This is a genomic window from Paenibacillus sp. 2TAB19 (assembly GCF_052115185.1).
Taxonomy (GTDB): Bacteria; Bacillota; Bacilli; order Paenibacillales; family Paenibacillaceae; genus Pristimantibacillus.
The window spans coordinates 53,056-74,280 of record NZ_JBFRGE010000023.1 but is presented as its reverse complement, the minus strand read 5'-3'; the positions used below and the strand labels follow the sequence as shown (position 1 = coordinate 74,280).

27 protein-coding genes are annotated in these 21,225 nt (G+C 47.4%); all 27 read right to left on the bottom strand.

Translation table 11 applies throughout. The annotated features are described in order from the left end of the window. Positions 1-7: 7 nt before the first annotated feature. The 27 genes from rpsE to rpoC all read right to left on the bottom strand — a co-directional run bounded on the left by rpsE (position 8) and on the right by rpoC (position 21,191). Positions 8-505 (bottom strand): 30S ribosomal protein S5, encoded by a 498-nt coding sequence (gene rpsE / locus AB4Z33_RS12830; RefSeq protein WP_337103251.1) that lies wholly within the window; start codon positions 503-505, stop codon positions 8-10. 30 nt (positions 506-535) lie between these two features. Continuing rightward, positions 536-904, bottom strand: a complete 369-nt coding sequence (gene rplR / locus AB4Z33_RS12825; protein ID WP_337103250.1) for a 50S ribosomal protein L18 — start codon at positions 902-904, stop codon at positions 536-538. A gap of 60 nt (positions 905-964) precedes the next feature. Further along, positions 965-1,507, bottom strand: a complete 543-nt coding sequence (gene rplF / locus AB4Z33_RS12820; protein ID WP_337103249.1) for a 50S ribosomal protein L6 — start codon at positions 1,505-1,507, stop codon at positions 965-967. 31 nt (positions 1,508-1,538) lie between these two features. Further along, positions 1,539-1,937: a 30S ribosomal protein S8 gene (rpsH, locus tag AB4Z33_RS12815; RefSeq protein ID WP_307208498.1), complete on the bottom strand. Its 399-nt coding sequence runs from the start codon at positions 1,935-1,937 to the stop codon at positions 1,539-1,541. A 30-nt stretch (positions 1,938-1,967) separates the two neighbouring features. Beyond that, positions 1,968-2,153 (bottom strand): type Z 30S ribosomal protein S14, encoded by a 186-nt coding sequence (locus tag AB4Z33_RS12810; RefSeq protein WP_219874746.1) that lies wholly within the window; start codon positions 2,151-2,153, stop codon positions 1,968-1,970. Between the two features lie 26 nt (positions 2,154-2,179). Next, positions 2,180-2,722 carry a 50S ribosomal protein L5 gene (gene rplE / locus AB4Z33_RS12805; RefSeq protein ID WP_307208496.1) on the bottom strand — a complete coding sequence of 181 codons (543 nt, stop codon included), beginning with the start codon at positions 2,720-2,722 and terminating at the stop codon, positions 2,180-2,182. Positions 2,723-2,752: 30 nt separating this feature from the next. After that, positions 2,753-3,106, bottom strand: coding sequence for a 50S ribosomal protein L24 (rplX, locus tag AB4Z33_RS12800; protein WP_307208495.1), 354 nt, complete (start codon positions 3,104-3,106; stop codon positions 2,753-2,755). 50 nt (positions 3,107-3,156) lie between these two features. Next, entirely contained in the window at positions 3,157-3,525 is a 369-nt protein-coding gene (rplN, locus tag AB4Z33_RS12795) for a 50S ribosomal protein L14 (protein WP_053373907.1), read from the bottom strand. 47 nt (positions 3,526-3,572) lie between these two features. Next, the gene (gene rpsQ / locus AB4Z33_RS12790; RefSeq protein ID WP_337103248.1) at positions 3,573-3,836 is read right to left on the bottom strand and encodes a 30S ribosomal protein S17; all 264 of its coding nucleotides are present in this window, start codon (positions 3,834-3,836) and stop codon (positions 3,573-3,575) included. 52 nt (positions 3,837-3,888) lie between these two features. After that, positions 3,889-4,089 carry a 50S ribosomal protein L29 gene (rpmC, locus tag AB4Z33_RS12785; protein WP_307208493.1) on the bottom strand — a complete coding sequence of 67 codons (201 nt, stop codon included), beginning with the start codon at positions 4,087-4,089 and terminating at the stop codon, positions 3,889-3,891. Next, on the bottom strand, positions 4,079-4,513 hold the full coding sequence (gene rplP / locus AB4Z33_RS12780) for a 50S ribosomal protein L16 (protein WP_337103247.1): 435 nt from the start codon (positions 4,511-4,513) through the stop codon (positions 4,079-4,081). Before rplP ends, rpmC begins: the two co-directional genes overlap by 11 nt. Positions 4,514-4,515: 2 nt before the next feature. Beyond that, the gene (gene rpsC, locus AB4Z33_RS12775; RefSeq protein ID WP_337103246.1) at positions 4,516-5,178 is read right to left on the bottom strand and encodes a 30S ribosomal protein S3; all 663 of its coding nucleotides are present in this window, start codon (positions 5,176-5,178) and stop codon (positions 4,516-4,518) included. 13 nt (positions 5,179-5,191) lie between these two features. Continuing rightward, positions 5,192-5,527, bottom strand: a complete 336-nt coding sequence (rplV, locus tag AB4Z33_RS12770; RefSeq protein WP_307208489.1) for a 50S ribosomal protein L22 — start codon at positions 5,525-5,527, stop codon at positions 5,192-5,194. Between the two features lie 42 nt (positions 5,528-5,569). Beyond that, positions 5,570-5,851, bottom strand: a complete 282-nt coding sequence (gene rpsS / locus AB4Z33_RS12765) for a 30S ribosomal protein S19 (RefSeq protein ID WP_056635975.1) — start codon at positions 5,849-5,851, stop codon at positions 5,570-5,572. A 55-nt stretch (positions 5,852-5,906) separates the two neighbouring features. Further along, positions 5,907-6,737 carry a 50S ribosomal protein L2 gene (gene rplB / locus AB4Z33_RS12760; RefSeq protein ID WP_442050291.1) on the bottom strand — a complete coding sequence of 277 codons (831 nt, stop codon included), beginning with the start codon at positions 6,735-6,737 and terminating at the stop codon, positions 5,907-5,909. Positions 6,738-6,754: 17 nt separating this feature from the next. Then, positions 6,755-7,048 carry a 50S ribosomal protein L23 gene (gene rplW, locus AB4Z33_RS12755; protein ID WP_337103244.1) on the bottom strand — a complete coding sequence of 98 codons (294 nt, stop codon included), beginning with the start codon at positions 7,046-7,048 and terminating at the stop codon, positions 6,755-6,757. Beyond that, entirely contained in the window at positions 7,048-7,671 is a 624-nt protein-coding gene (gene rplD, locus AB4Z33_RS12750; RefSeq protein ID WP_337103243.1) for a 50S ribosomal protein L4, read from the bottom strand. The genes rplW and rplD overlap by 1 nt, the downstream gene beginning before the upstream one ends. A 28-nt stretch (positions 7,672-7,699) precedes the next feature. Next, the gene (gene rplC / locus AB4Z33_RS12745; RefSeq protein ID WP_337103242.1) at positions 7,700-8,323 is read right to left on the bottom strand and encodes a 50S ribosomal protein L3; all 624 of its coding nucleotides are present in this window, start codon (positions 8,321-8,323) and stop codon (positions 7,700-7,702) included. Between the two features lie 44 nt (positions 8,324-8,367). Further along, positions 8,368-8,676, bottom strand: coding sequence for a 30S ribosomal protein S10 (gene rpsJ / locus AB4Z33_RS12740; protein ID WP_017692074.1), 309 nt, complete (start codon positions 8,674-8,676; stop codon positions 8,368-8,370). A 1,033-nt stretch (positions 8,677-9,709) separates the two neighbouring features. Beyond that, the gene (locus AB4Z33_RS12735) at positions 9,710-10,504 is read right to left on the bottom strand and encodes an ABC transporter ATP-binding protein (RefSeq protein WP_442050290.1); all 795 of its coding nucleotides are present in this window, start codon (positions 10,502-10,504) and stop codon (positions 9,710-9,712) included. Beyond that, positions 10,504-11,421: an ABC transporter permease gene (locus AB4Z33_RS12730; protein WP_442050289.1), complete on the bottom strand. Its 918-nt coding sequence runs from the start codon at positions 11,419-11,421 to the stop codon at positions 10,504-10,506. The genes AB4Z33_RS12735 and AB4Z33_RS12730 overlap by 1 nt, the downstream gene beginning before the upstream one ends. Before the next feature lie 96 nt (positions 11,422-11,517). Beyond that, entirely contained in the window at positions 11,518-12,567 is a 1,050-nt protein-coding gene (locus AB4Z33_RS12725; protein ID WP_442050288.1) for an ABC transporter substrate-binding protein, read from the bottom strand. Positions 12,568-12,855: 288 nt separating this feature from the next. Further along, positions 12,856-14,046 (bottom strand): elongation factor Tu, encoded by a 1,191-nt coding sequence (tuf, locus tag AB4Z33_RS12720; protein ID WP_442050287.1) that lies wholly within the window; start codon positions 14,044-14,046, stop codon positions 12,856-12,858. Between the two features lie 113 nt (positions 14,047-14,159). Beyond that, on the bottom strand, positions 14,160-16,238 hold the full coding sequence (gene fusA, locus AB4Z33_RS12715) for an elongation factor G (RefSeq protein ID WP_442050286.1): 2,079 nt from the start codon (positions 16,236-16,238) through the stop codon (positions 14,160-14,162). A gap of 29 nt (positions 16,239-16,267) precedes the next feature. Further along, on the bottom strand, positions 16,268-16,738 hold the full coding sequence (gene rpsG, locus AB4Z33_RS12710) for a 30S ribosomal protein S7 (protein ID WP_337103236.1): 471 nt from the start codon (positions 16,736-16,738) through the stop codon (positions 16,268-16,270). Between the two features lie 65 nt (positions 16,739-16,803). Then, positions 16,804-17,226, bottom strand: coding sequence for a 30S ribosomal protein S12 (gene rpsL, locus AB4Z33_RS12705; RefSeq protein WP_054025332.1), 423 nt, complete (start codon positions 17,224-17,226; stop codon positions 16,804-16,806). Positions 17,227-17,564: 338 nt separating this feature from the next. Then, entirely contained in the window at positions 17,565-21,191 is a 3,627-nt protein-coding gene (gene rpoC, locus AB4Z33_RS12700; protein ID WP_442050285.1) for a DNA-directed RNA polymerase subunit beta', read from the bottom strand. Positions 21,192-21,225: the final 34 nt, after the last annotated feature.

Sequence of the window (21,225 nt, the reverse complement as noted above, 5' to 3'; positions counted from 1 at the left end):
TCCCTCCTTAACCTAACAGCTCTTCGACAGTTTTACCACGAAGCTTCGCAACTTCTTCCGCACGTTTCAAACGGGAAAGACCTTCTAGCGTCGCGTTTACCATGTTCATGGAGTTCGAAGAACCGAGCGATTTCGTCAAAATGTCGCCTACACCAGCAAGCTCAAGTACTGCACGTACAGGGCCGCCAGCGATAACGCCAGTACCTTCGGAAGCCGGCTTCAGAAGAACTTCTCCAGCGCCGAAATGTCCGAGGACAAGGTGAGGGATCGTTGTTCCAACGAGTGGTACATGGATCAGGTTTTTCTTAGCATCTTCGATACCTTTGCGAATCGCATCAGGTACTTCGCCTGCTTTACCGATCCCTGCGCCAACCCAGCCTTTGCCGTCGCCGACTACTACAAGCGCACTAAAGCTGAAACGGCGTCCGCCTTTTACAACTTTCGCTACGCGATTGATATTAACAACTTTTTCAGTCAGTTCTAACGTATTCGGATCTACACGCAAGTCATTTAACCTCCTTATAAGTAAAGTCGATTAGAATTCCAGACCAGCTTCGCGAGCTGCTGTCGCAAGTGCTGAAATTCTGCCGTGATACAAGTAACCGCCGCGGTCGAATACGATTTGGGTTACCCCTTTCGCTTGAGCGCGTTGTGCAATCAATTGGCCTACTTTCGTAGCTGCTTCGATGTTACCGCCATTGCCGACAGCTTCTGTCAACTCTTTGTCCATTGTGGACGCGGATGCGATCGTTACACCTGCAACGTCATCGATCAATTGTGCATACATATGCTTGGAGGAACGGAATACAGACAGACGTGGACGTGCAGCTGTACCGTTGATTTTTTTGCGAACACGCAGGTGTCTTTTCAGACGAGCCTTGTTTTTATCGCCTTTCGTAATCATGCAAGGTTCACTCCTTTCTCATTGCCTTAGGACGCTATCTTAAGCAAACGAGCCGTTTGCTTATTTCTTCTTACCAGCTTTACCTTCTTTGCGGATGATGCGTTCACCTTCGTACTTGATACCTTTGCCTTTATACGGCTCTGGTTCACGAACGGAGCGGATTTGAGCAGCAACAGCGCCTACGCGCTCTTTGTCGATACCGCGAACAGTGATTTTCGTGTTCGCAGGAACGTCAAACTCAATACCAGCCTCTGGTGTAATCTCCACCGGGTGAGAGTAACCAACGTTAAGAACGATCTTATCGCCAGCTTTGTTCGCACGGTAACCTACACCTACCAGCTCCAGATTTCTCGAGAAGCCTTCAGTAACGCCGCTCACCATGTTAGCGATGATACTGCGAGTCGTTCCGTGCAAAGAACGATGCAATTTATTGTCGGAAGGACGTTCGATCAGGATTTCAGTCTCCGATACGTTCACTTTCATATCTTTGTGAACTTCACGGGAAAGCGATCCTTTCGGTCCTTTTACAGTAATAACTGTGTTATCCAAGTTAATAGTAACGCCGTTAGGCACTTGAATTGGTTTACGACCAATACGGGACATTGTTACACCTCCTGTCTTTGTGACTTGTTACTTACCAAACGTAGCAGACTACTTCGCCGCCGGATTTAACTTGGCGAGCTTCTTTATCAGTCATAACCCCTTTGGACGTGGAAATAATAGCAATTCCAAGACCGCCCAAAACGCGTGGGATTTCAGTTGATTGTGTGTAAACGCGAAGGCCAGGTTTCGAAATACGTTTCAGGCCTGTAATTACGCGCTCTTGGTTAGGGCCGTATTTCAGGAAAATACGGATCATACCTTGTTTGTTGTCTTCGATATATTCAGCATCGCGGATGAAACCCTCACGCTTCAAAATTTCAGCAATTTGCTTCTTCATTTTCGAAGCGGGCATTTCCACGGTCTCATGACGAACGACATTCGCGTTACGAATACGTGTCAACATATCTGCAACCGGATCAGACATAACCATTGTGTTAACCTCCTTCCCGAACTAGGCATTTTACCAGCTTGCTTTTTTAACGCCAGGAATCTGGCCCTTATGTGCTAACTCGCGGAAACAAATCCGGCAAATTTTAAACTTTTGCAAAACAGAATGCGGACGGCCGCAACGCTCACAGCGCGTATAAGCACGCACTTGGAATTTCGGTGTGCGTTGTTGCTTCACTTTCATCGAAGTTTTTGCCACTGGGTATTACACCTCCTAAAAGTGGATTACTTCGTGAACGGCATGCCCAATTGGGTCAGCAATTCACGAGATTCTTCGTCCGTTTTTGCCGTAGTGACGATGACGATGTCCATACCACGAACTTTATCGACTTTATCGTATTCGATCTCTGGGAAAATCAGCTGCTCTTTCAAGCCAAGCGTGTAGTTTCCACGACCATCAAATGCTTTATTCGAAACACCACGGAAGTCACGTACGCGTGGAAGCGAAATATTGAACAGCTTGTCAAGGAAGTGGTACATGCGCTCGCCGCGCAATGTCACTTTAACCCCGATTGGCATGTTCTCACGAAGTTTGAAGCCGGCAATCGACTTCTTCGCGCGAGTTACGACTGGTTTTTGACCGGAAATGATGCGTAGTTCTTCAACAGCTACATCAAGGATTTTCGAATTGGAAACCGCTTCGCCTACCCCCATGTTGATAACAACCTTCTCAATTTTCGGCACTTGCATTACAGACGTATAGTTGAACTTCTGCATAAGAGCAGGTGTGATGTCATTGAGAAAACGATCTTTCATTCTTGCTGCCATTTTCATGGACCTCCTTTCCTACTGTAACGATTAGTCGATTACTTCTCCGGAACGTTTAGCGATTCGTACTTTCTTACCGTTGTCGAGCACTTTATATCCGATACGTGTTACTTTACCGCTCTTCGGATCGATGTGCATAACGTTCGATACGTGTACTGGCGCTTCTTGTTCAATGATACCGCCCTGCGGGTTTGCTTGCGATGGACGAGTATGCTTTTTCACCATGTTAACGCCCTCTACAAGTACGCGATTTTCACGCGGGTACGCAGCGATTACACGGCCCTTTTTACCTTTGTCTTTACCGGTAATAACGATAACTGTATCGTCTTTTTTGACGTGCAATTTATTGTTATGCGATTCAAGAATTTTTTTCAACCTTGGCATGAGTTACACCTCCTGCACGCTTGTGCTTTCAAGCTTATATAGGGTTTTGATTAGATTACTTCTGGTGCCAGCGATACGATCTTCATGAAATCTTTATCGCGAAGCTCACGAGCAACAGGTCCGAAGATACGTGTGCCGCGCGGGCTCTTATCTTCTTTAACGATTACTGCCGCATTCTCATCGAATGCGATGTAGGAACCGTCTTTACGACGAACCGAACGCTTCGTGCGAACGATAACGGCTTTTACAACGTCACCCTTTTTGACAACGCCGCCTGGTGTTGCTTGTTTGACGGAGCAAACGATCAAGTCGCCAATGTGACCAACGCGGCGTCCTGTACCGCCTAGTACACGGATACACATCAATTCTTTAGCGCCGGAGTTGTCAGCAACTGCTAAGCGCGAAAATGGTTGAATCATTTCAACGTCCTCCTTTCGGAAAAATGCTCAGGTACTGCTATCGCTCGTTAAATAACAACCGCTACTTCTACAACTTCTACAAGTCTGAAGCGCTTGTCTTTGGAAAGCGGACGAGTCTCCATGATTTTCACGATATCGCCAATTTTCGCTTGGTTGTTTTCATCGTGCGCTTTGAACTTTTTCGTAACCTTAATACGTTTATGGTACAATTCGTGTTTTTTGTAAGTCTCAATAGCAACAACAATTGTTTTATCCATTTTGTCGCTTACGACTTTGCCAATTAGCACTTTGCGGGCATTGCGTTCGCTCATGTTCTTCCTCCTTCCTACAGCCGTGATGGTTCATAACTGCAAGAAAATATTATTAGCTGCTGATGCCGAGTTCTCTTTCACGCAAGATCGTTTTAGCGCGAGCAATTCCTTTACGCACGTCACGAATCCGTGTCGGGTTATCCAGTTGGCCAGTAGCCAATTGGAAACGAAGGTTGAAAAGCTCTTCTTTAAAACCAGTGATCTGTTGTTCAAGCTCAGCAGAGGTTAGGTTGCGAAATTCATTAGCTTTCATTTGCTTCACCACCCACTTCTTCGCGTTTCACGAACTTCGTTTTGATCGGCAGTTTGTGAGCAGCAAGACGCATTGCTTCACGAGCAATTTCTTCGGATACACCAGCAAGTTCAAACATGATCTTACCTGGTTTAACGACTGCAACCCACTTCTCAACGTTACCTTTACCGCTACCCATACGAACCTCTAGAGGCTTTTGAGTTATCGGCTTATCCGGGAAGATTTTGATCCATACTTTACCGCCACGTTTGATGTAACGAGTCATCGCGATACGAGCTGCCTCGATCTGACGGTTCGTGATCCATGTCGGTTCAAGAGCTTGAAGACCAAATTCGCCGAATGCTACTGTTGTGCCGCCTTTAGCGCGACCTTTCATATGACCGCGTTGTTGTTTGCGGTGTTTGACACGTTTAGGTACCAACATGATTAGTTGCCTCCTTCCTGGGGAGCTTTCTTCTTAGTCGGAAGGACTTCGCCGCGATAGATCCACACTTTTACGCCGATACGGCCGTAAGTTGTATGTGCTTCTGCTGTACCATAATCAATATCTGCGCGCAGTGTATGAAGAGGTACTGTACCTTCGCTGTAGCCTTCCGAACGTGCGATTTCCGCGCCACCGAGACGACCGCTAACTGCGGTTTTGATCCCTTTAGCACCCGAACGCATGGAGCGTTGAATTGCTTGCTTCAATGCGCGGCGGAAAGATACACGACGCTCAAGTTGTTGTGCGATGCTTTCAGCTACAAGAATAGCGTCAAGATCAGCGTGTTTGATTTCAGAGATGTTGATGTGAACTTTTTTGCCTTTAGTGATCTTGCCAAGCTCCGTACGTAGGTTTTCCACCTCGGAACCGCCTTTACCGATAACCATGCCCGGTTTAGCAGTTTGGATCGTTACGTTTACGCGGTTAGCTGCACGTTCGATCTCGATATGGGAAACAGCTGCATCTTTCAGCTTGTTTTTCAAATATTCACGAATTTTAACGTCTTCCATCAGAAGATCGCCAAAATCTTTGCCTGCGAACCATTTCGACTCCCAATCGCGGATAACTCCGACACGGAAGCCAACTGGATTTACCTTTTGACCCACACGTAATCCCTCCTTATTTTTCAGATACCACTAAGGTGATGTGGCTGGTTCTTTTATTGATCCGGCTTGCACGTCCCATAGCACGAGGACGGAAACGTTTCATCGTTGGCCCTTGGTTAACGAAAGCTTGCGATATAACCAATTTGTTAACGTCTAGCTGGTAGTTGTGCTCAGCATTCGCTATAGCAGAGTTCAGCAACTTCTCCAGAATTGGGGAAGCGGATCTCGGCGTGTGACGCAGAATGGCAATCGCTTCGCCAACTTGCTTGCCACGGATCAAATCAGCAACGAGCATCGCTTTGCGCGGAGCAATACGAACGAATTTAACGTGCGCTTTAGCTTCTTGCATGTAGGAACCTCCTCTCGTTCATTAAAGGTGATAAAGGGCAAATTAACGTCTGCCCGTTTTTTTGTCTTCGCCGGCATGGCCTTTGTACGTACGAGTTGGTGCGAATTCACCAAGCTTGTGTCCAACCATATCTTCCGTTACATAAACCGGCACATGCTTACGACCATCATAAACTGCAAACGTGTGACCAATGAATTGTGGGAAAATGGTCGAGCGGCGGGACCAGGTTTTGATAACGACTTTTTTCTCGGTTTCGTTCAAGACCTCGACTTTTTTAAGCAGGTACCCGTCAATAAACGGACCTTTCTTCAAACTGCGACCCATTTGTGTTCCTCCCTTCACATAACGTTCGTGTTAAGCAATTTGTATCAAGCGACTATTACTTCGTGCGACGACGAATAATATATTGGCTCGATGCTTTTTTCTTCTTGCGAGTTTTGTAACCAAGCGTCGGTTTGCCCCATGGAGACATTGGGGATTTACGTCCGATTGGAGCACGGCCTTCACCACCACCGTGTGGGTGATCGTTCGGGTTCATTACTACGCCGCGGACTTCTGGACGTTTGCCCAACCAACGGGAACGGCCGGCTTTACCGATTTTCACGAGTTCGTGATCTTCGTTACCAACAGAACCGATTGTAGCACGGCAAGTGTTCAGAATGCGACGAACTTCGCCGGAAGTCAAACGAATCGATACGTAGTTTTCTTCTTTACCAAGAAGTTGAGCTTCCGTACCAGCAGCGCGAACAAGTTGTCCACCTTTGCCTGGTTTCAATTCGATGTTGTGGATAACTGTACCGACCGGGATATTCACAAGCGGCAAAGCGTTGCCGATCTTGATATCAGCCGTAGGACCGGACATAACTTGATCGCCGACTTTCAATCCTTTAGGAGCGATGATGTAAGCTTTCGCACCATCCACGTAATGGATCAAAGCGATATTGGAAGTACGGTTCGGATCGTATTCGATCGTCGCAACGTTACCTACGATACCGTCCTTAGTACGTTTGAAATCGATAATACGGTATTTACGTTTGTGTCCGCCGCCATGGTGACGAACCGTAATTTTACCTTGGTTATTACGACCAGCTTTTTTGAAAAGCGGTGCAAGCAACGATTTCTCCGGTGTGCTTGTCGTAATTTCTTCGAAAGTCGACACGGACATACCACGACGAGCTGGCGATGTCGGTTTGTACTTTTTAATTGGCACTTGTATTCCCTCCTTTTCTAAACAGACGTTTCAAAGAACTCAAGTTCTTTGCTGTCAGCGCTCAGTTGAACGATCGCTTTTTTCCAATCAGGTCTGTATCCGCTATGTTTACCATAACGTTTTGGTTTACCCGCTACACGCATCGTGTTAACGCCGGTTACTTTTACTTTGAAGATTTGTTCAATAGCTTGTTTGATTTCGGTTTTGTTCGAACGAAGATCAACTTCAAACACATAACGTTTTGTAGCCATGTAATCGCTCGTACGTTCCGTAATAACCGGGCGCTTGATAATATCGCGTGGATTTTTCATTACGCAAGCACCTCCTGTACTTTCTCTACTGCTTCTTTAGTGATGATCAGCTTATCATACACAAGTACGTCACGAACATTGATGCCGTCAGCTGCGACGAATTTCACGCCCGGAATGTTACGAGCGGACAATGCTACGTTATCCTCATAGTTAGCCGTTACAACAAGCGCTTTACGGTCAACCTTAAGGTTGTTCAAGATGTTTGCGAATTCTTTCGTCTTAGGAGCCGCGAATGTCAGTTGATCAAGAACGATAATTTCGTTAGCGATAACTTTCGAAGACAATGCGGATTTGATCGCAAGACGACGAACTTTTCTAGGAAGCTTGAATCCGTATGTGCGTGGAGTCGGTCCGAATACAGTACCGCCGCCAACCCACTGCGGGGAGCGAATGCTACCTTGACGAGCACGGCCAGTACCTTTTTGTTTCCAAGGTTTACGACCGCCGCCGCGTACTTCGGAGCGTCCTTTAGTTTTGTGAGTACCTTGACGTTCAGCAGCTTGTTGAAGGACAACAGCGCTGTGCATAACCGTTGCGTTTGGTGTAATACCAAATACGTTCTCAGCAAGCTCAAGCTCGCCAACGGAAGCGCCACTCACGTTCAATACTTTAACTGTAGGCATTTCTTGTTCCTCCTTTCTTCAAGAGCAATTATTTCTTAACGGTTTGTTTCACTTTAACGAATCCGTTTTTAGGGCCCGGGATCGAACCTTTTACAAGAAGAACGTTACGTTCTGCATCTACACGGATAATTTCAAGCTTTTGGATTGTGATCGTTTCGTTACCCATGTGACCTGGAAGGCGTTTGCCTTTCGGTACGCGGTTAGCTTGGATCGAACCCATCGAACCTGGACCACGGTGGTAACGCGAACCGTGTGCCATTGGTCCAGTGCTTTGTCCCCAACGTTTGATAACGCCGGCAAAGCCTTTACCTTTCGAAATACCTGTTACGTCAACGAATTCGCCCTCTGCGAACAAGTCAGCTTTCACTTCCTGGCCAACTTCGTAATCACCAAGGTTAATACCGCGAATCTCACGAACGTAGCGCTTAGGAGTCGCGCCAGCTTTCTTAGCGTGGCCGATCTCTGGCTTATTCGTTCTGCTTTCTTTCTTATCGGAGAAACCGAATTGAACGGCTTCGTAGCCATCGTTCTCTTGGTCTTTCTTCTGAAGCACGACGCAAGGACCAGCTTCGATAACCGTTACTGGAACTACGTTTCCTTCAGGAGTGAACACTTGAGTCATTCCAAGTTTTTTCCCTAAGATACCTTTCATGTTGACACCTCATTTCCTTTCTATGATCGCATTTACTTTTGTTATTACAGTTTGATTTCGATATCTACACCGGATGGTAGATCCAGGCGCATCAACGCATCAACCGTTTGCGGCGTTGGGTTAACAATATCGATCAAACGTTTATGTGTACGTTGTTCGAACTGCTCCCGGGAATCCTTGTACTTGTGTACCGCACGGAGAATAGTGATGATTTGCTTTTCCGTTGGTAACGGAATCGGCCCGGATACACCTGCACCGGAACGTTTTGCAGTTTCAACGATCTTCTCTGCGGATTGGTCAAGAATTCTGTGATCGTATGCTTTCAAGCGAATACGAATCTTTTGCTTTGCCATATAAGTCCCTCCTTCTATCGCCCAATTTATTATCGGACATACTCCGCGAGAAAAACCCTTCACGCGCTCCATGGCAAAGGAGCGGGGTGTGTCGGCAACCTCTCGCATCAACGCAACGTCAGACCAACAGTCAATATTATACCGAATTTAATAGGCAATTGCAACATAATAATCTCGCTCGCAGAATGGCAATGATTATGGGGAATTATTCGCTTCGCGACGCTGCACTCGGCCTCCGTCCGCCATTGAAACTGTGATCCCATGATTAGGGTTTAAGGATGCATCACAGTATCAAATGCGGAACGTAAACTCTCCGGCTCGAGCCCAGCTTTGCTCCATTCCAATTCCCTGCATTACTTGCTCATCTGCTCGCTCGAAGCAGAAAAGCATGCTCGTTCGATTTCATGTGAACGAACATATGTAGCTAATGCCATCGTTCCGTTATGAGTTGCCTCACTCATTATTGACCCGAAACACATTATATAACGCCGCTCGCTTCGTTTCATTAGTAATAAGAAGGGAATATACACAAACGTTGATCAATGCAGCCTGCAACCGATCGCCGCTGCGCATTAGCGGAATTTCGGGAAACTAATTTGTCCTCTACACCAAAAACCGCTCATTTAGTTCGATTTCGGGCAGCTAATCCGGCACTTTTGGTGTCTTGAGCGATTATTCGCGAATTAGTTCGACGAAATGCCGCTATTGAGTATATTGAAGTTCGTTAGTCAAAATTAGTTATACGAAATCGAACTATCGATTCAGTCACAACAAAAATAACGCGTGCGACTAAAGATCGCACGCGTTTCTTCTATTATATATATGGTTTGATGAGGTCGGAACGAAGAGGAAGGCGGGGAGCTGGAGAGTTTACGATCTGCTTTTGAAATCAGTATTGTAACAGCGTACTAATCTAATCAAGACAATACGGTTTCAACGCAGACGCAAGCCCCCGACTTCTTCGCAGTGCAGCTCCCTCACATAGCCCTAAGCTTCCCTCTTTGCTATCGCCCAGTGCAGTCCGCAATCAAACCTACCCCAGCACGATGCGATCGTCGGCCAGCTTCTTGCCGCTGATCTGTTCGAATTCGCCAAGCAGCTGCTCTACGGTCAAGTTCTGCTTGCGGTCTTCATTGACGTTAAGGATAATCCGACCCTTATCCATCATGATCAGGCGGTTGCCCAGACGAATCGCCTGCTCCATATTGTGCGTAACCATAAGCGTCGTAAGATTCATCTCGCGGACAATCGATTCCGTGAGCGTCGTGATAAGCTCCGCACGAGCCGGATCCAGCGCCGCCGTATGCTCGTCCAGCAAAAGGATTTGCGGACGTGTGAACGTCGCCATCAGCAAGCTGAGTGCTTGACGCTCGCCGCCTGACAGCAGACCAACCTTGGCATTAAGACGATTCTCAAGGCCAATGCCTAGGCGAGACAGCTCTTCACGGAATATCGCTCGTTTCGCTTTGTTCACGCCAAAGGAGAATCCACGCGACTTGCCTCGCGTATAAGCCATCGCCATATTCTCCTCGATCGTCATGCGCGGCGCTGTGCCGGCCATCGGATCTTGGAAGACGCGGCCGATCCAGCGGCTGCGCTGGTGCTCGGACAATGGCGAGATGACCTTCCCGTCAATTTTGACATCACCGGCATCCGGTTTCATTACGCCAGAAATAATGTTCATTAGCGTCGACTTACCTGCTCCGTTGCTGCCGATTACGGTTACGAAGTCGCCTGGCTTCATGATCAAGTTAGCGCCTACGAGCGCCGTCTTCTCATCCACCGTGCCTGGATTGAAGAGCTTCGATACGTTAGCGATCTCCAACATTAGCGCTCACCTCCCGCTTGAGAGGCATTGCCAAGCTTGGCCAGCATTTCGGCCGTGCGTTTACGGGCGACGCTCTTCATTTTCACTGCTCGTCTTGCCGAAGGCACAACGAGAGCGAAAATAATAATAATCGCCGTAATAAGCTTCATATCAGACGCTTCCAGCCACTCCACGCGGAGTGCCAGAGCAAAGATAATCCGATAAATAATAGCTCCCAGTATGACAGCCAGCGTTGCACGGAAGATCGAACGCGAGCCGAAGATCGCCTCGCCAATAATAACGGAAGCTAGTCCGATAACGATCATCCCGATCCCCATGCTGTTGTCGGCAAACTTTTGCTGCTGAGCTATAAGGGCTCCGGATGTTGCAACCAGTGCATTGGATAACGCAATTCCGAAAATCGTTGTAATGTCAGTGTTTGCACCGAAGCTCCGAATCATTCGCGAGTTATCCCCAGTTGCGCGCAAGCTCAAGCCCACATCGGTTTTGAAGAACAAATCCAACAATACCTTAACCACAATAGCCAATATTGCGGCAAGCACCAGCACCGAAACACCGTCGAATACATTGTCCATATTACGCAATGAAACGTTTGGCTTGCCTAGAATACGCAAGTTGATCGAATATAAAGCAATCATCATAATGATACCGGACAACAAGCCATTGATCTTGCCCTTCGTATGCAGCAAGCCGGTGCAAGTACCTGCAACCGCACCGCCGATAAAAGCGCAAATGACCGCAATCCATGGCGGTGTACCATTCACGGTCATGACAGCGCCTATTGCGGCTCCCGTCGTGAAGCTTCCGTCAACCGTTAAATCCGGAAAGTCGAGTATGCGAAACGTAATATAGACGCCAAGCGCCATCAACGCATACAACAGGCCGCTTTCTATAGCACCCTGTAATGATGTGAGCATCGTTATGCCACTCCTTTGTCACAACAAGGGGGTGAACAGAATTACCGCTCACCCCGCATGTTTTCATATTCTTATTCTATTCCAATGATACCGGACTTACTCGATGATGTTATTCTCAGGATCTTTTACGTAGCTTTTCATTTTATCCGTAACCGTGATGCCTTGCTCTGCTGCTGCCTTCAGGTTCATGATGAAATCCAGCTTTTGTGGAACCGTAATGTCCATCTCGCCTGGCTTTTTACCGTTTTTCAAAATTTCAACAGCCATTTGTCCAACTTCATAACCGTGGTCGAAGTATTTGAAACCAACCGTTAAGAAGGCTCCTTTTTCAACCGTATCACGGTCGGCGGAGAAGAACGGAATGTCGTTTTTGTTAGCCACTTCAATAATAGAATCCACGCCGCTTACAACGTTGTTGTCAAGCGTAATGTAAATAGCATCTACACGACCAACCAAAGACTCGGCAGCTTGTTGTACATCGGAAATATTAACGATAGGAGCTTTAACAAGTTCGATGCCATGTGCTAAAAGTGCTTCTTCGGCATATTTAGCCATAACTACAGCATTTGGTTCTCCCTCGTTGATAACCAGGCCTACTTTCTTCACTTCTGGAAGCTCGGCAGCGATGAAATCCATTGTTTGCTTAACCGCATCCGGGTTTGTATCGGAAGCGCCCGTCACGTTGCCGCCTGGGGCTTGAAGTTGCTTAACGATGCCTGCATCGATCGGATCTGTTACTGCTGCGAACAAGACTGGGATGTTCGTTACGTCCTCAGCCAAGTTCTGAGCCGTCATTGTTGCGATCCCAAGTGCAAGGTCCGCTTTGCCCGAAGCGATTTTCTGAGAAATCGTTTTGCTGTTTGCCGTATCCGCTTGTGCGTTGTTCATATCGATCTTTAGGTTCTTGCCTTCTTCGATGCCCGCATCCTTCAATGCTGCAAGAAAACCTTCTTTTGTCGCATCGAGCGACGGATGCTCAACCAATTGCGAAATCGCAATCGTATACGTTTTTTCTGCATCCCCGCCAGTATTGCCTGTGTTGTTGTTCGATCCTGTATTCGTATTGTCGGAACCGTTCGCACCGCATGCCGCCGTTACAGCCATAACTGCCGCAAGCGTAACGCCTAACCAAAACTTTTTTTTCATTTGATATACCCCTCTCATAATGTGTACCGTCAACGTTATTCTCATAGAAGGAAATCCATGCAATACAAATAAGGCTATACCTTTTCCCGGAAGAAATATGTCTGCCTATACTGTCTGAATACCTTCTGAACGTGGACAACCTTTGCATTACATTTAATATTAAAGGTCGAAACCACATACCGTCAATCATTAGTTACATGAAAAATATCCAAATATACTTGTAATATAAAGAAGCTCCCACAGATGTGGGAGCTTCTCGTTACAAACGTCGGCCTAAGGCCGCGTTTATTATTTTTGGATAGTTGCTACTGCGCCAGCGCCTACTGTACGGCCGCCTTCACGAATCGAGAAACGAGTTCCCTCTTCAACAGCGATTGGAGCGATAAGCTCAACCGTTACAGTGATGTTGTCGCCAGGCATAACCATCTCAGTGCCTTCTGGCAGGTTGATGATACCCGTTACGTCAGTTGTACGGAAGTAGAACTGTGGACGGTAGCCTGTGAAGAAAGGCTTGTGACGGCCACCCTCTTCTTTAGTAAGAACGTAAATTTGAGCAGTGAAGTTCGTGTGTGGCTTAACCGAACCCGGTTTAGCCAATACTTGACCACGCTCGATGTTGCTGCGGTCTACACCACGAAGCAATGCGCCAACGTTGTCGCCAGCTTGAGCGGAGTCAAGCAATTTGCGGAACATTTCAACGCCTGTTACTACGGATTTACGGGACTCTTCAGCAAGACCGATGATTTCGATCTCGTCGCCAACTTTGATAACGCCACGCTCTACGCGACCTGTAGCAACTGTACCACGGCCTGTGATTGTGAATACGTCCTCGACAGGCATAAGGAAAGGCTTAGCCGTGTCGCGTTCTGGAGTTGGGATATAAGTGTCAACTTGTTCGAACAATTCAACGATTTTGTCAGCCCAAGGACCGTCAGGGTTAGCAAGTGCTTCACGAGCTGCGCCGCGGATGATTGGAGTGTCGTCGCCTGGGAACTCATACTCGGAAAGAAGGTCGCGAACTTCCATCTCAACAAGCTCAAGAAGCTCTTCGTCTTCAACCATGTCGCATTTGTTCAGGAATACAACGATGTAAGGCACGCCTACTTGTTTCGAAAGCAAGATGTGCTCACGAGTTTGTGGCATTGGGCCGTCAGTAGCGGATACTACAAGAATAGCTCCGTCCATTTGAGCAGCACCAGTGATCATGTTTTTAACGTAGTCGGCGTGACCTGGGCAGTCAACGTGTGCGTAGTGACGAGCTGGCGTCTCATACTCAACGTGAGCTGTCGAGATTGTGATACCGCGCTCGCGCTCTTCTGGAGCTTTATCGATTTGGTCGAATGCTACTGCTGCACCGCCGTATTTTTTGGAAAGAACAGTTGTAATAGCAGCCGTCAATGTTGTTTTACCGTGATCGACGTGACCGATAGTACCAATGTTAACGTGCGGTTTATTACGTTCAAATTTTGCCTTAGCCATTGAACTTAATCCTCCTCATATACCATCATATTTTTTATGTGTGGGCCGACACCTAGAGTGCAAGCAAACCTGATGACGGCCTAAAACAAACTTTAGTTAGCCAAACGCAGTGATTACTCAGTGCCTTTGTGCTTGGAAATAATTTCTTCAGCGATCGACTTAGGAACTTCTTCATAGTGAGAAAGCTCCATCGAGAATACGCCGCGTCCTTGTGTACCGGAACGAAGTGTTGTGGAGTAACCAAACATCTCGGAGAGAGGCACCTTAGCACGGATGATTTGAGCGCCTGCGCGCGAATCCATACCTTCGATACGACCACGACGGGAGTTAAGCATACCCATAACATCGCCCATGTACTCTTCAGGAACAGTAACTTCAACTTTCATGATTGGCTCGAGCAATACTGGCTTACATTTTTCTTTGGCAGCTTTAAGCGCCATCGAACCTGCAATTTTGAACGCCATCTCGGAGGAGTCGACATCATGATAAGATCCGTCTACAACAACAGCTTTGACATCAACGAGCGGGAAGCCGGCAACTACGCCGTTCTTCATCGACTCTTCAATACCAGCCTGGATAGGAGCGATAAATTCACGTGGAATCGAACCGCCGACTGTTTTGTTTTCGAATATGAAGCCTGAACCTGGCTCAAGTGGTGAGAATTCAACCCAACAATGTCCGAATTGACCTTTACCACCGGATTGACGAACGAACTTACCTTCAACTTTCGCAGCTTGACGGAACGTTTCACGGTAAGCAACTTGTGGTTTACCAACGTTTGTCTCAACTTTGAATTCACGGAACATACGGTCAACGAGAATTTCAAGGTGAAGCTCACCCATACCAGAAATAATCGTTTGGTTTGTTTCTTCGTCCGTATGTGCACGGAAGGTAGGATCTTCTTCAGCGAGTTTAGAAATCGCAATACCGAGTTTGTCTTGGTCAGCTTTCGTTTTTGGTTCGATAGCAACCGAGATAACCGGTTCTGGGAAGTTCATCGACTCAAGGATGATGATCGCTTTCTCATCGCAAAGTGTATCACCAGTTGTTGTGTCTTTAAGACCAACAGCTGCAGCGATGTCGCCGGAATACACTTCAGAGATTTCTTGACGCGAGTTCGCATGCATTTGAAGAATACGTCCAATACGTTCACGTTTGCCCTTAGTTGAGTTAAGAACATACGAACCGGATTTCAGTATACCCGAATACACACGGAAGAACGTCAAACGACCAACATAAGGGTCCGTCATGATTTTGAATGCCAAAGCCGAGAACGGCTCTGTATCAGACGATGGTCGTGCTCCTTCTTCTCCATCCTCGAGCGTACCTTTGATTGCCGGTACATCGAGTGGGGATGGAAGGTAGTCAACAACCGCATCCAACATCAATTGAACACCTTTATTGCGGTACGAGGATCCAACGATTACTGGGAAGATTTTAACTTCGCATACGCCTTTACGGAGTGCTGCTTTAATTTCTGGAATAGTGAGTTCTTCACCTTCCAAATATTTCATCGTTAATTCTTCATCCAGTTCTGCAACCTTTTCAATCAATTCCGTACGAAGTTCTTCGACTTGGTCGGCGTACTCAGCAGGAATCTCAACTTGAATTGGATCTTTACCTGTATCATCTTTGTACTTGTATGCTATGCGTTCTACGATATCGATAACGCCAACAAAATCACTCTCAGCGCCGATCGGTATTTGGATCGCAACAGCATTAGCTTGCAGACGCTCGCGCATGTCTTTAATAACATTCAGGAAGTCTGCGCCAATGATGTCCATCTTATTGACGTAAGCGATACGTGGTACGTTGTAACGGTCAGCTTGACGCCATACCGTTTCAGACTGTGGCTCAACGCCTTCTTTCGCACTGAAAACCCCAACAGCCCCGTCCAATACGCGCAGGGAACGTTCAACTTCAACTGTGAAGTCAACGTGTCCCGGGGTGTCGATAATATTGATGCGGTGACCGTTCCATTGAGCGGTTGTAGCGGCAGACGTAATCGTAATACCGCGTTCTTGTTCTTGTTCCATCCAGTCCATCGTAGCTGCACCTTCGTGCACCTCACCGATTTTATGAGTACGGCCCGTGAAGAACAAGATCCGTTCAGTCGTAGTCGTTTTACCAGCATCAATATGCGCCATGATCCCGATATTGCGCGTATTATTCAAGGAGAACTCTCTTGACATAAAATGGTCTCCTCTCGATTGTTAAGATTCTACCAGCGGTAGTGAGCAAACGCTTTGTTTGCTTCAGCCATTTTGTGCGTATCTTCGCGTTTCTTAACAGAAGCGCCAGTGTTGTTCGAAGCATCCAGGATTTCAGCAGCTAGACGCTCTTCCATCGTTTTCTCGCCGCGGTTACGTGAGTAGTTCACGAGCCAACGGAGACCAAGTGCCGTACGGCGCTCTGGTTTAACTTCGATAGGCACTTGATAGTTAGCGCCGCCTACACGGCGAGCTTTAACCTCAAGAACCGGCATAATGTTTTTCAAAGCTGTTTCAAAAACCTCCATCGGATCTTTACCCGAGCGCTCTTGAATCAATTTGAAAGCATCGTATAGCAGTGTTGCTGCTACGCCTCTTTTACCGTCAAGCATAATGCGGTTGATTAGGCGCGTTACCAGCTTGCTGTTATACATCGGATCTGGAAGCACATCGCGCTTCGTTACAGGACCTTTGCGTGGCATGTAAAGTCCCCCTTTCTTCTTATAGTCGCTTGTTCTAGCTTGTTAATAACTCAATAGAGTTATTCTTACGATTTTTTAACTTTAGGACGTTTTGTACCATATTTCGAACGAGCTTGCATACGGTTGTTAACACCTGCAGTATCAAGCGCGCCGCGAACGATATGATAACGTACTCCTGCTAAGTCTTTTACTTTACCGCCGCGGATCAAAACAACGCTATGCTCTTGCAAGTTGTGTCCGATACCCGGAATGTAAGCCGTAACCTCTAGACGGTTCGTCAGACGAACACGAGCATATTTACGAAGCGCGGAGTTCGGTTTCCTTGGAGTCATTGTACCTACACGAGTGCACACACCGCGTTTTTGAGGAGCGCTGATGTTAGTAGCTTCACGTTTCAGAGCGTTGAAACCTTTTTGCAATGCTGGCGATTTCGATTTAACGACTTTCGCTTGACGTCCTTTGCGGACCAGCTGGTTAATTGTTGGCATGTTGCCACCCCCTTCCCCTATATCAATGTCTTTAATACGGTAGACATTTTACCCCATTTAAGCCCACAGAACCAGGCGGTTCATAAATGAACATACGAATTTCTAATTCCTAGTCATCAGGCACACTTCGACATATTAGCATCTATACTGTGTACATGTCAAGTGTAATCCTCTAAAATTCATATTTCTACTGAATTAATAATTAATCCCATACATGATTTACTGCATTATCGCAAAAGAAAAAGCGATCCACGCAGCCCGTTCGTATCGAACGAACGGGTGCATGTATCACTTCATTCTTCATTCATTACCTATCTGAGTCAGCCATGGACTGCTATCTATTCGATAGCTACTGCTTCCGTAGCTTCTTCTTGGACAATTGGATTACCTTCTTCATCTTCCATACCCACGAAGTGGATATTGCGGTAACGCTGCATACCGGTACCTGCTGGAATCAGCTTACCGATAATTACGTTCTCTTTCAAGCCAAGCAATTGGTCGACTTTGCCTTTGATAGCAGCATCGGTCAATACGCGCGTCGTTTCTTGGAACGATGCCGCCGACAAGAACGAATCCGTTTCAAGCGACGCTTTCGTAATACCGAGCAATACCGGCTTAGCGACAGCTGGCTCTTTATCAGAGAAGATGGCCTCGCGGTTCTGCGACTCATATTCATGAATGTCGACGAACGCACCTGGAAGAAGAGTTGTACCGCCAGCGTCTACGATACGGATTTTACGGAGCATTTGTTTAATCATGACTTCAACGTGCTTGTCATTGATTTCTACGCCCTGATTCCGGTAAACGCGCTGTACTTCTTGCAAAATGTAGTTCTGTACGCCGCGGATACCTTTGATGCGCAGCATGTCTTTCGGATCGATCGAGCCGTCTGTCAGCTCGTCGCCTGCTTCGATATGCTGGCCTTCCGTTACGCGGATACGCGAACCATAAGTAACTGCATATACTTTCGATTCTGCTTCGCCTTGAACTTCGATTTCACGACGGTCCTTCGCCTCGCGAATTTCCTTGATGACGCCGTCAAGCTCGGAAATGATCGCTTGGCCTTTCGGATTACGCGCCTCGAACAACTCCTGAATACGCGGCAAACCTTGCGTGATGTCGTCGCCGGCAACGCCGCCCGTATGGAACGTACGCATCGTGAGCTGTGTTCCTGGTTCGCCGATCGATTGAGCCGCGATAATACCTACCGCTTCACCAATCTCAACGTGCTTGCCAGTAGCCAAGTTACGGCCGTAGCACACTTTACATACGCCATGACGAGCGCGGCAGCTAAGTACAGAACGAATCTGCAGCTTCTCAACACCTGCATCGATGATCGCATCCGCTTTGTTCGAATCGATCAGTTCACTGCGGTTAACGATAATTTCGCCAGTCTTCGGATGACGAACAGTCTCGAAGGAGTAACGTCCTTCAATACGGTCGTACAGATCCTCGATAACTTCTTTACCGTCTTGAATCTTGCTAACCGTGAAGCCTTTATCTGTTCCGCAATCTTCTTCACGAACGATAACGTCCTGCGCAACGTCAACCAAACGACGAGTCAAGTAACCCGAATCGGCTGTACGAAGTGCTGTATCGGCCAAACCTTTACGCGCACCATGCGTCGAGATAAAGTACTCGAGGACGGTAAGACCTTCACGGAAGTTCGATTTGATTGGCAACTCGATGATACGGCCGGATGGATTGGCCATCAGACCACGCATACCGCCGAGCTGAGTAATTTGCGATTTGTTACCCCGTGCTTTCGAATCCACCATGAGCATGATGTTGTTGTAACGATCCATCGATTTCATGAGGACTTCGGTAATTTCGTCTTTACACGCGCTCCAAATCGTGATGATACGGTCATAACGCTCTTCGTTCGTAATCAGACCACGACGGTATTGATTCATAACGGTAGCGACCTTATCGTCGGAACGTTTCATGATTTCTGCTTTTTCTACCGGGATGATAACGTCGGATACGCCGATCGTAATACCAGCCTTTGTGGAATAAGTGAAACCAAGCTGCTTAATGCGGTCAAGAATGACTGCCGTAAGCGTTGTGTGGTATTGACGGAAACATTCCGCGATTACAAGCGCAAGGTAGTCTTTGCCTACCGCGCCAGGGGTGTTCAATTCATCCGCAAACTTAACAAGGTCTGCACCTTTTTCGTATACGAAATATTTATCTGGCGTACCGTGAAGCAGATTCGTCTTCGTTGCTTCGTTGATATAAGGGAAATCTTCAGGGAAAATTTCGTTGAAGATGACTTTACCAACCGTAGTAACGAGCAACGAGTTTTGCTGCTGTTCGGTGAAATTAACTTTTTTCAATACGCGAACCGGAACGAAGATACGCGCGTGCAACGATACAATACCGCGTTGATAAGCGGAGATTGCTTCGTTGACCGTACCGAATACCGAACCGCTGCCTTTGGACTCTTTGTTGTCCATCGTCAGATAGTAGCTGCCGAGAACCATATCCTGCGATGGCGTAACGACTGGCTTACCGTCTTTCGGGTTCAAGATATTGCCCGATGCAAGCATAAGAAGACGAGCTTCCGCTTGCGCTTCTGCGGACAACGGTACGTGAACGGCCATTTGGTCACCGTCGAAGTCAGCGTTGTAAGCTGTACATACGAGCGGGTGAAGCTTGATCGCTTTACCTTCAACCAAGATAGGCTCGAACGCTTGGATACCGAGTCTGTGAAGCGTCGGGGCACGGTTGAGCAATACCGGATGCTCCTTGATCACTTCTTCAAGAACGTCCCACACTTCAGGGCTTACACGTTCAACTTTACGCTTCGCGCTCTTAATGTTATGCGCAAGGCCTTTGTTGACGAGTTCCTTCATGACGAACGGCTTGAACAGCTCAAGTGCCATTTCCTTCGGAAGGCCGCACTGGAACATCTTCAGGTTAGGACCTACGACGATAACGGAACGACCGGAATAGTCAACCCGTTTACCGAGCAAGTTCTGACGGAAACGTCCTTGCTTACCTTTGAGCATATGGCTGAGAGATTTCAATGGACGGTTGCCCGGTCCCGTAACAGGACGGCCGCGACGACCATTATCGATCAATGCGTCAACTGCTTCTTGAAGCATGCGCTTCTCATTCTGTACGATAATGTCTGGTGCACCGAGATCAAGCAGGCGTTTCAGACGGTTGTTCCGGTTAATTACACGGCGATACAAATCGTTAAGGTCGGATGTTGCGAAACGGCCGCCGTCGAGTTGTACCATTGGGCGAAGCTCAGGAGGAATGACCGGAAGCACGTCCAAAATCATCCACTCCGGCTCGTTGCCGGAATTACGGAATGCTTCGACGACTTCAAGACGCTTGATCGCACGGTTACGGCGTTGACCTTGAGCCGTACGCAGCTCTTCCTTCAGTTGCTCAAGCTCTTTTTCGATGTCGATATCTTGAAGAAGCTTCTTAACCGCCTCAGCACCCATGCCTGCATGGAAGCCGAAACCGTACTTCTCACGATAGCTGCGGTATTCTTTCTCAGACAATAGTTGTTTCTTCTCAAGCGGAGTTTCACCTGGATCGGTAACAACGTAAGATGCGAAATAAATAATCTCCTCAAGCGAACGAGGGGACATATCAAGCGCAAGGCCCATGCGGCTTGGAATACCTTTGAAGTACCAGATATGGGAGACAGGAGCTGCAAGCTCGATATGTCCCATACGCTCGCGGCGAACTTTCGCGCGAGTAACTTCGACGCCACAGCGGTCACAGACTACGCCTTTGTAACGAACGCGTTTGTATTTGCCGCAATGACATTCCCAGTCCTTAGTAGGTCCAAAGATTTTCTCGCAGAAGAGACCTTCCTTCTCCGGTTTTAACGTCCTATAGTTGATTGTCTCCGGTTTCTTAACTTCTCCGCGGGACCACGAGCGAATTTTGTCAGGCGAAGCCAGACCGATTTTCATATACTCGAAGTTGTTCACGTCCAACAAGGAGCAACCCTCCTTCGTCATCTATAACTATGTC

Excerpts from the sequence above, each read along its gene's own strand:
- rplR (WP_337103250.1), bottom strand. The coding sequence starts at position 904 with ATGATTACGAAAGGCGATAAAAACAAGGCTCGTCTGAAAAGACACCTG.
- rplF (WP_337103249.1), bottom strand. The coding sequence starts at position 1,507 with ATGTCCCGTATTGGTCGTAAACCAATTCAAGTGCCTAACGGCGTTACT.
- rpsH (WP_307208498.1), bottom strand. The coding sequence starts at position 1,937 with ATGGTTATGTCTGATCCGGTTGCAGATATGTTGACACGTATTCGTAAC.
- rplE (WP_307208496.1), bottom strand. The coding sequence starts at position 2,722 with ATGGCAGCAAGAATGAAAGATCGTTTTCTCAATGACATCACACCTGCT.
- rplX (WP_307208495.1), bottom strand. The coding sequence starts at position 3,106 with ATGCCAAGGTTGAAAAAAATTCTTGAATCGCATAACAATAAATTGCAC.
- rplN (WP_053373907.1), bottom strand. The coding sequence starts at position 3,525 with ATGATTCAACCATTTTCGCGCTTAGCAGTTGCTGACAACTCCGGCGCT.
- rpsQ (WP_337103248.1), bottom strand. The coding sequence starts at position 3,836 with ATGAGCGAACGCAATGCCCGCAAAGTGCTAATTGGCAAAGTCGTAAGC.
- rpmC (WP_307208493.1), bottom strand. The coding sequence starts at position 4,089 with ATGAAAGCTAATGAATTTCGCAACCTAACCTCTGCTGAGCTTGAACAA.
- rplP (WP_337103247.1), bottom strand. The coding sequence starts at position 4,513 with ATGTTGGTACCTAAACGTGTCAAACACCGCAAACAACAACGCGGTCAT.
- rplV (WP_307208489.1), bottom strand. The coding sequence starts at position 5,527 with ATGCAAGAAGCTAAAGCGCACGTTAAATTCGTTCGTATTGCTCCGCGC.
- rpsS (WP_056635975.1), bottom strand. The coding sequence starts at position 5,851 with ATGGGTCGCAGTTTGAAGAAAGGTCCGTTTATTGACGGGTACCTGCTT.
- rplW (WP_337103244.1), bottom strand. The coding sequence starts at position 7,048 with ATGAAAAATCCACGCGATATTATCAAGCGCCCGGTTATTACGGAACGT.
- rplD (WP_337103243.1), bottom strand. The coding sequence starts at position 7,671 with ATGCCTACAGTTAAAGTATTGAACGTGAGTGGCGCTTCCGTTGGCGAG.
- rplC (WP_337103242.1), bottom strand. The coding sequence starts at position 8,323 with ATGAAAGGTATCTTAGGGAAAAAACTTGGAATGACTCAAGTGTTCACT.
- rpsJ (WP_017692074.1), bottom strand. The coding sequence starts at position 8,676 with ATGGCAAAGCAAAAGATTCGTATTCGCTTGAAAGCATACGATCACAGA.
- AB4Z33_RS12735 (WP_442050290.1), bottom strand. The coding sequence starts at position 10,504 with ATGTTGGAGATCGCTAACGTATCGAAGCTCTTCAATCCAGGCACGGTG.
- AB4Z33_RS12730 (WP_442050289.1), bottom strand. The coding sequence starts at position 11,421 with ATGCTCACATCATTACAGGGTGCTATAGAAAGCGGCCTGTTGTATGCG.
- AB4Z33_RS12725 (WP_442050288.1), bottom strand. The coding sequence starts at position 12,567 with ATGAAAAAAAAGTTTTGGTTAGGCGTTACGCTTGCGGCAGTTATGGCT.
- tuf (WP_442050287.1), bottom strand. The coding sequence starts at position 14,046 with ATGGCTAAGGCAAAATTTGAACGTAATAAACCGCACGTTAACATTGGT.
- fusA (WP_442050286.1), bottom strand. The coding sequence starts at position 16,238 with ATGTCAAGAGAGTTCTCCTTGAATAATACGCGCAATATCGGGATCATG.
- rpsG (WP_337103236.1), bottom strand. The coding sequence starts at position 16,738 with ATGCCACGCAAAGGTCCTGTAACGAAGCGCGATGTGCTTCCAGATCCG.
- rpsL (WP_054025332.1), bottom strand. The coding sequence starts at position 17,226 with ATGCCAACAATTAACCAGCTGGTCCGCAAAGGACGTCAAGCGAAAGTC.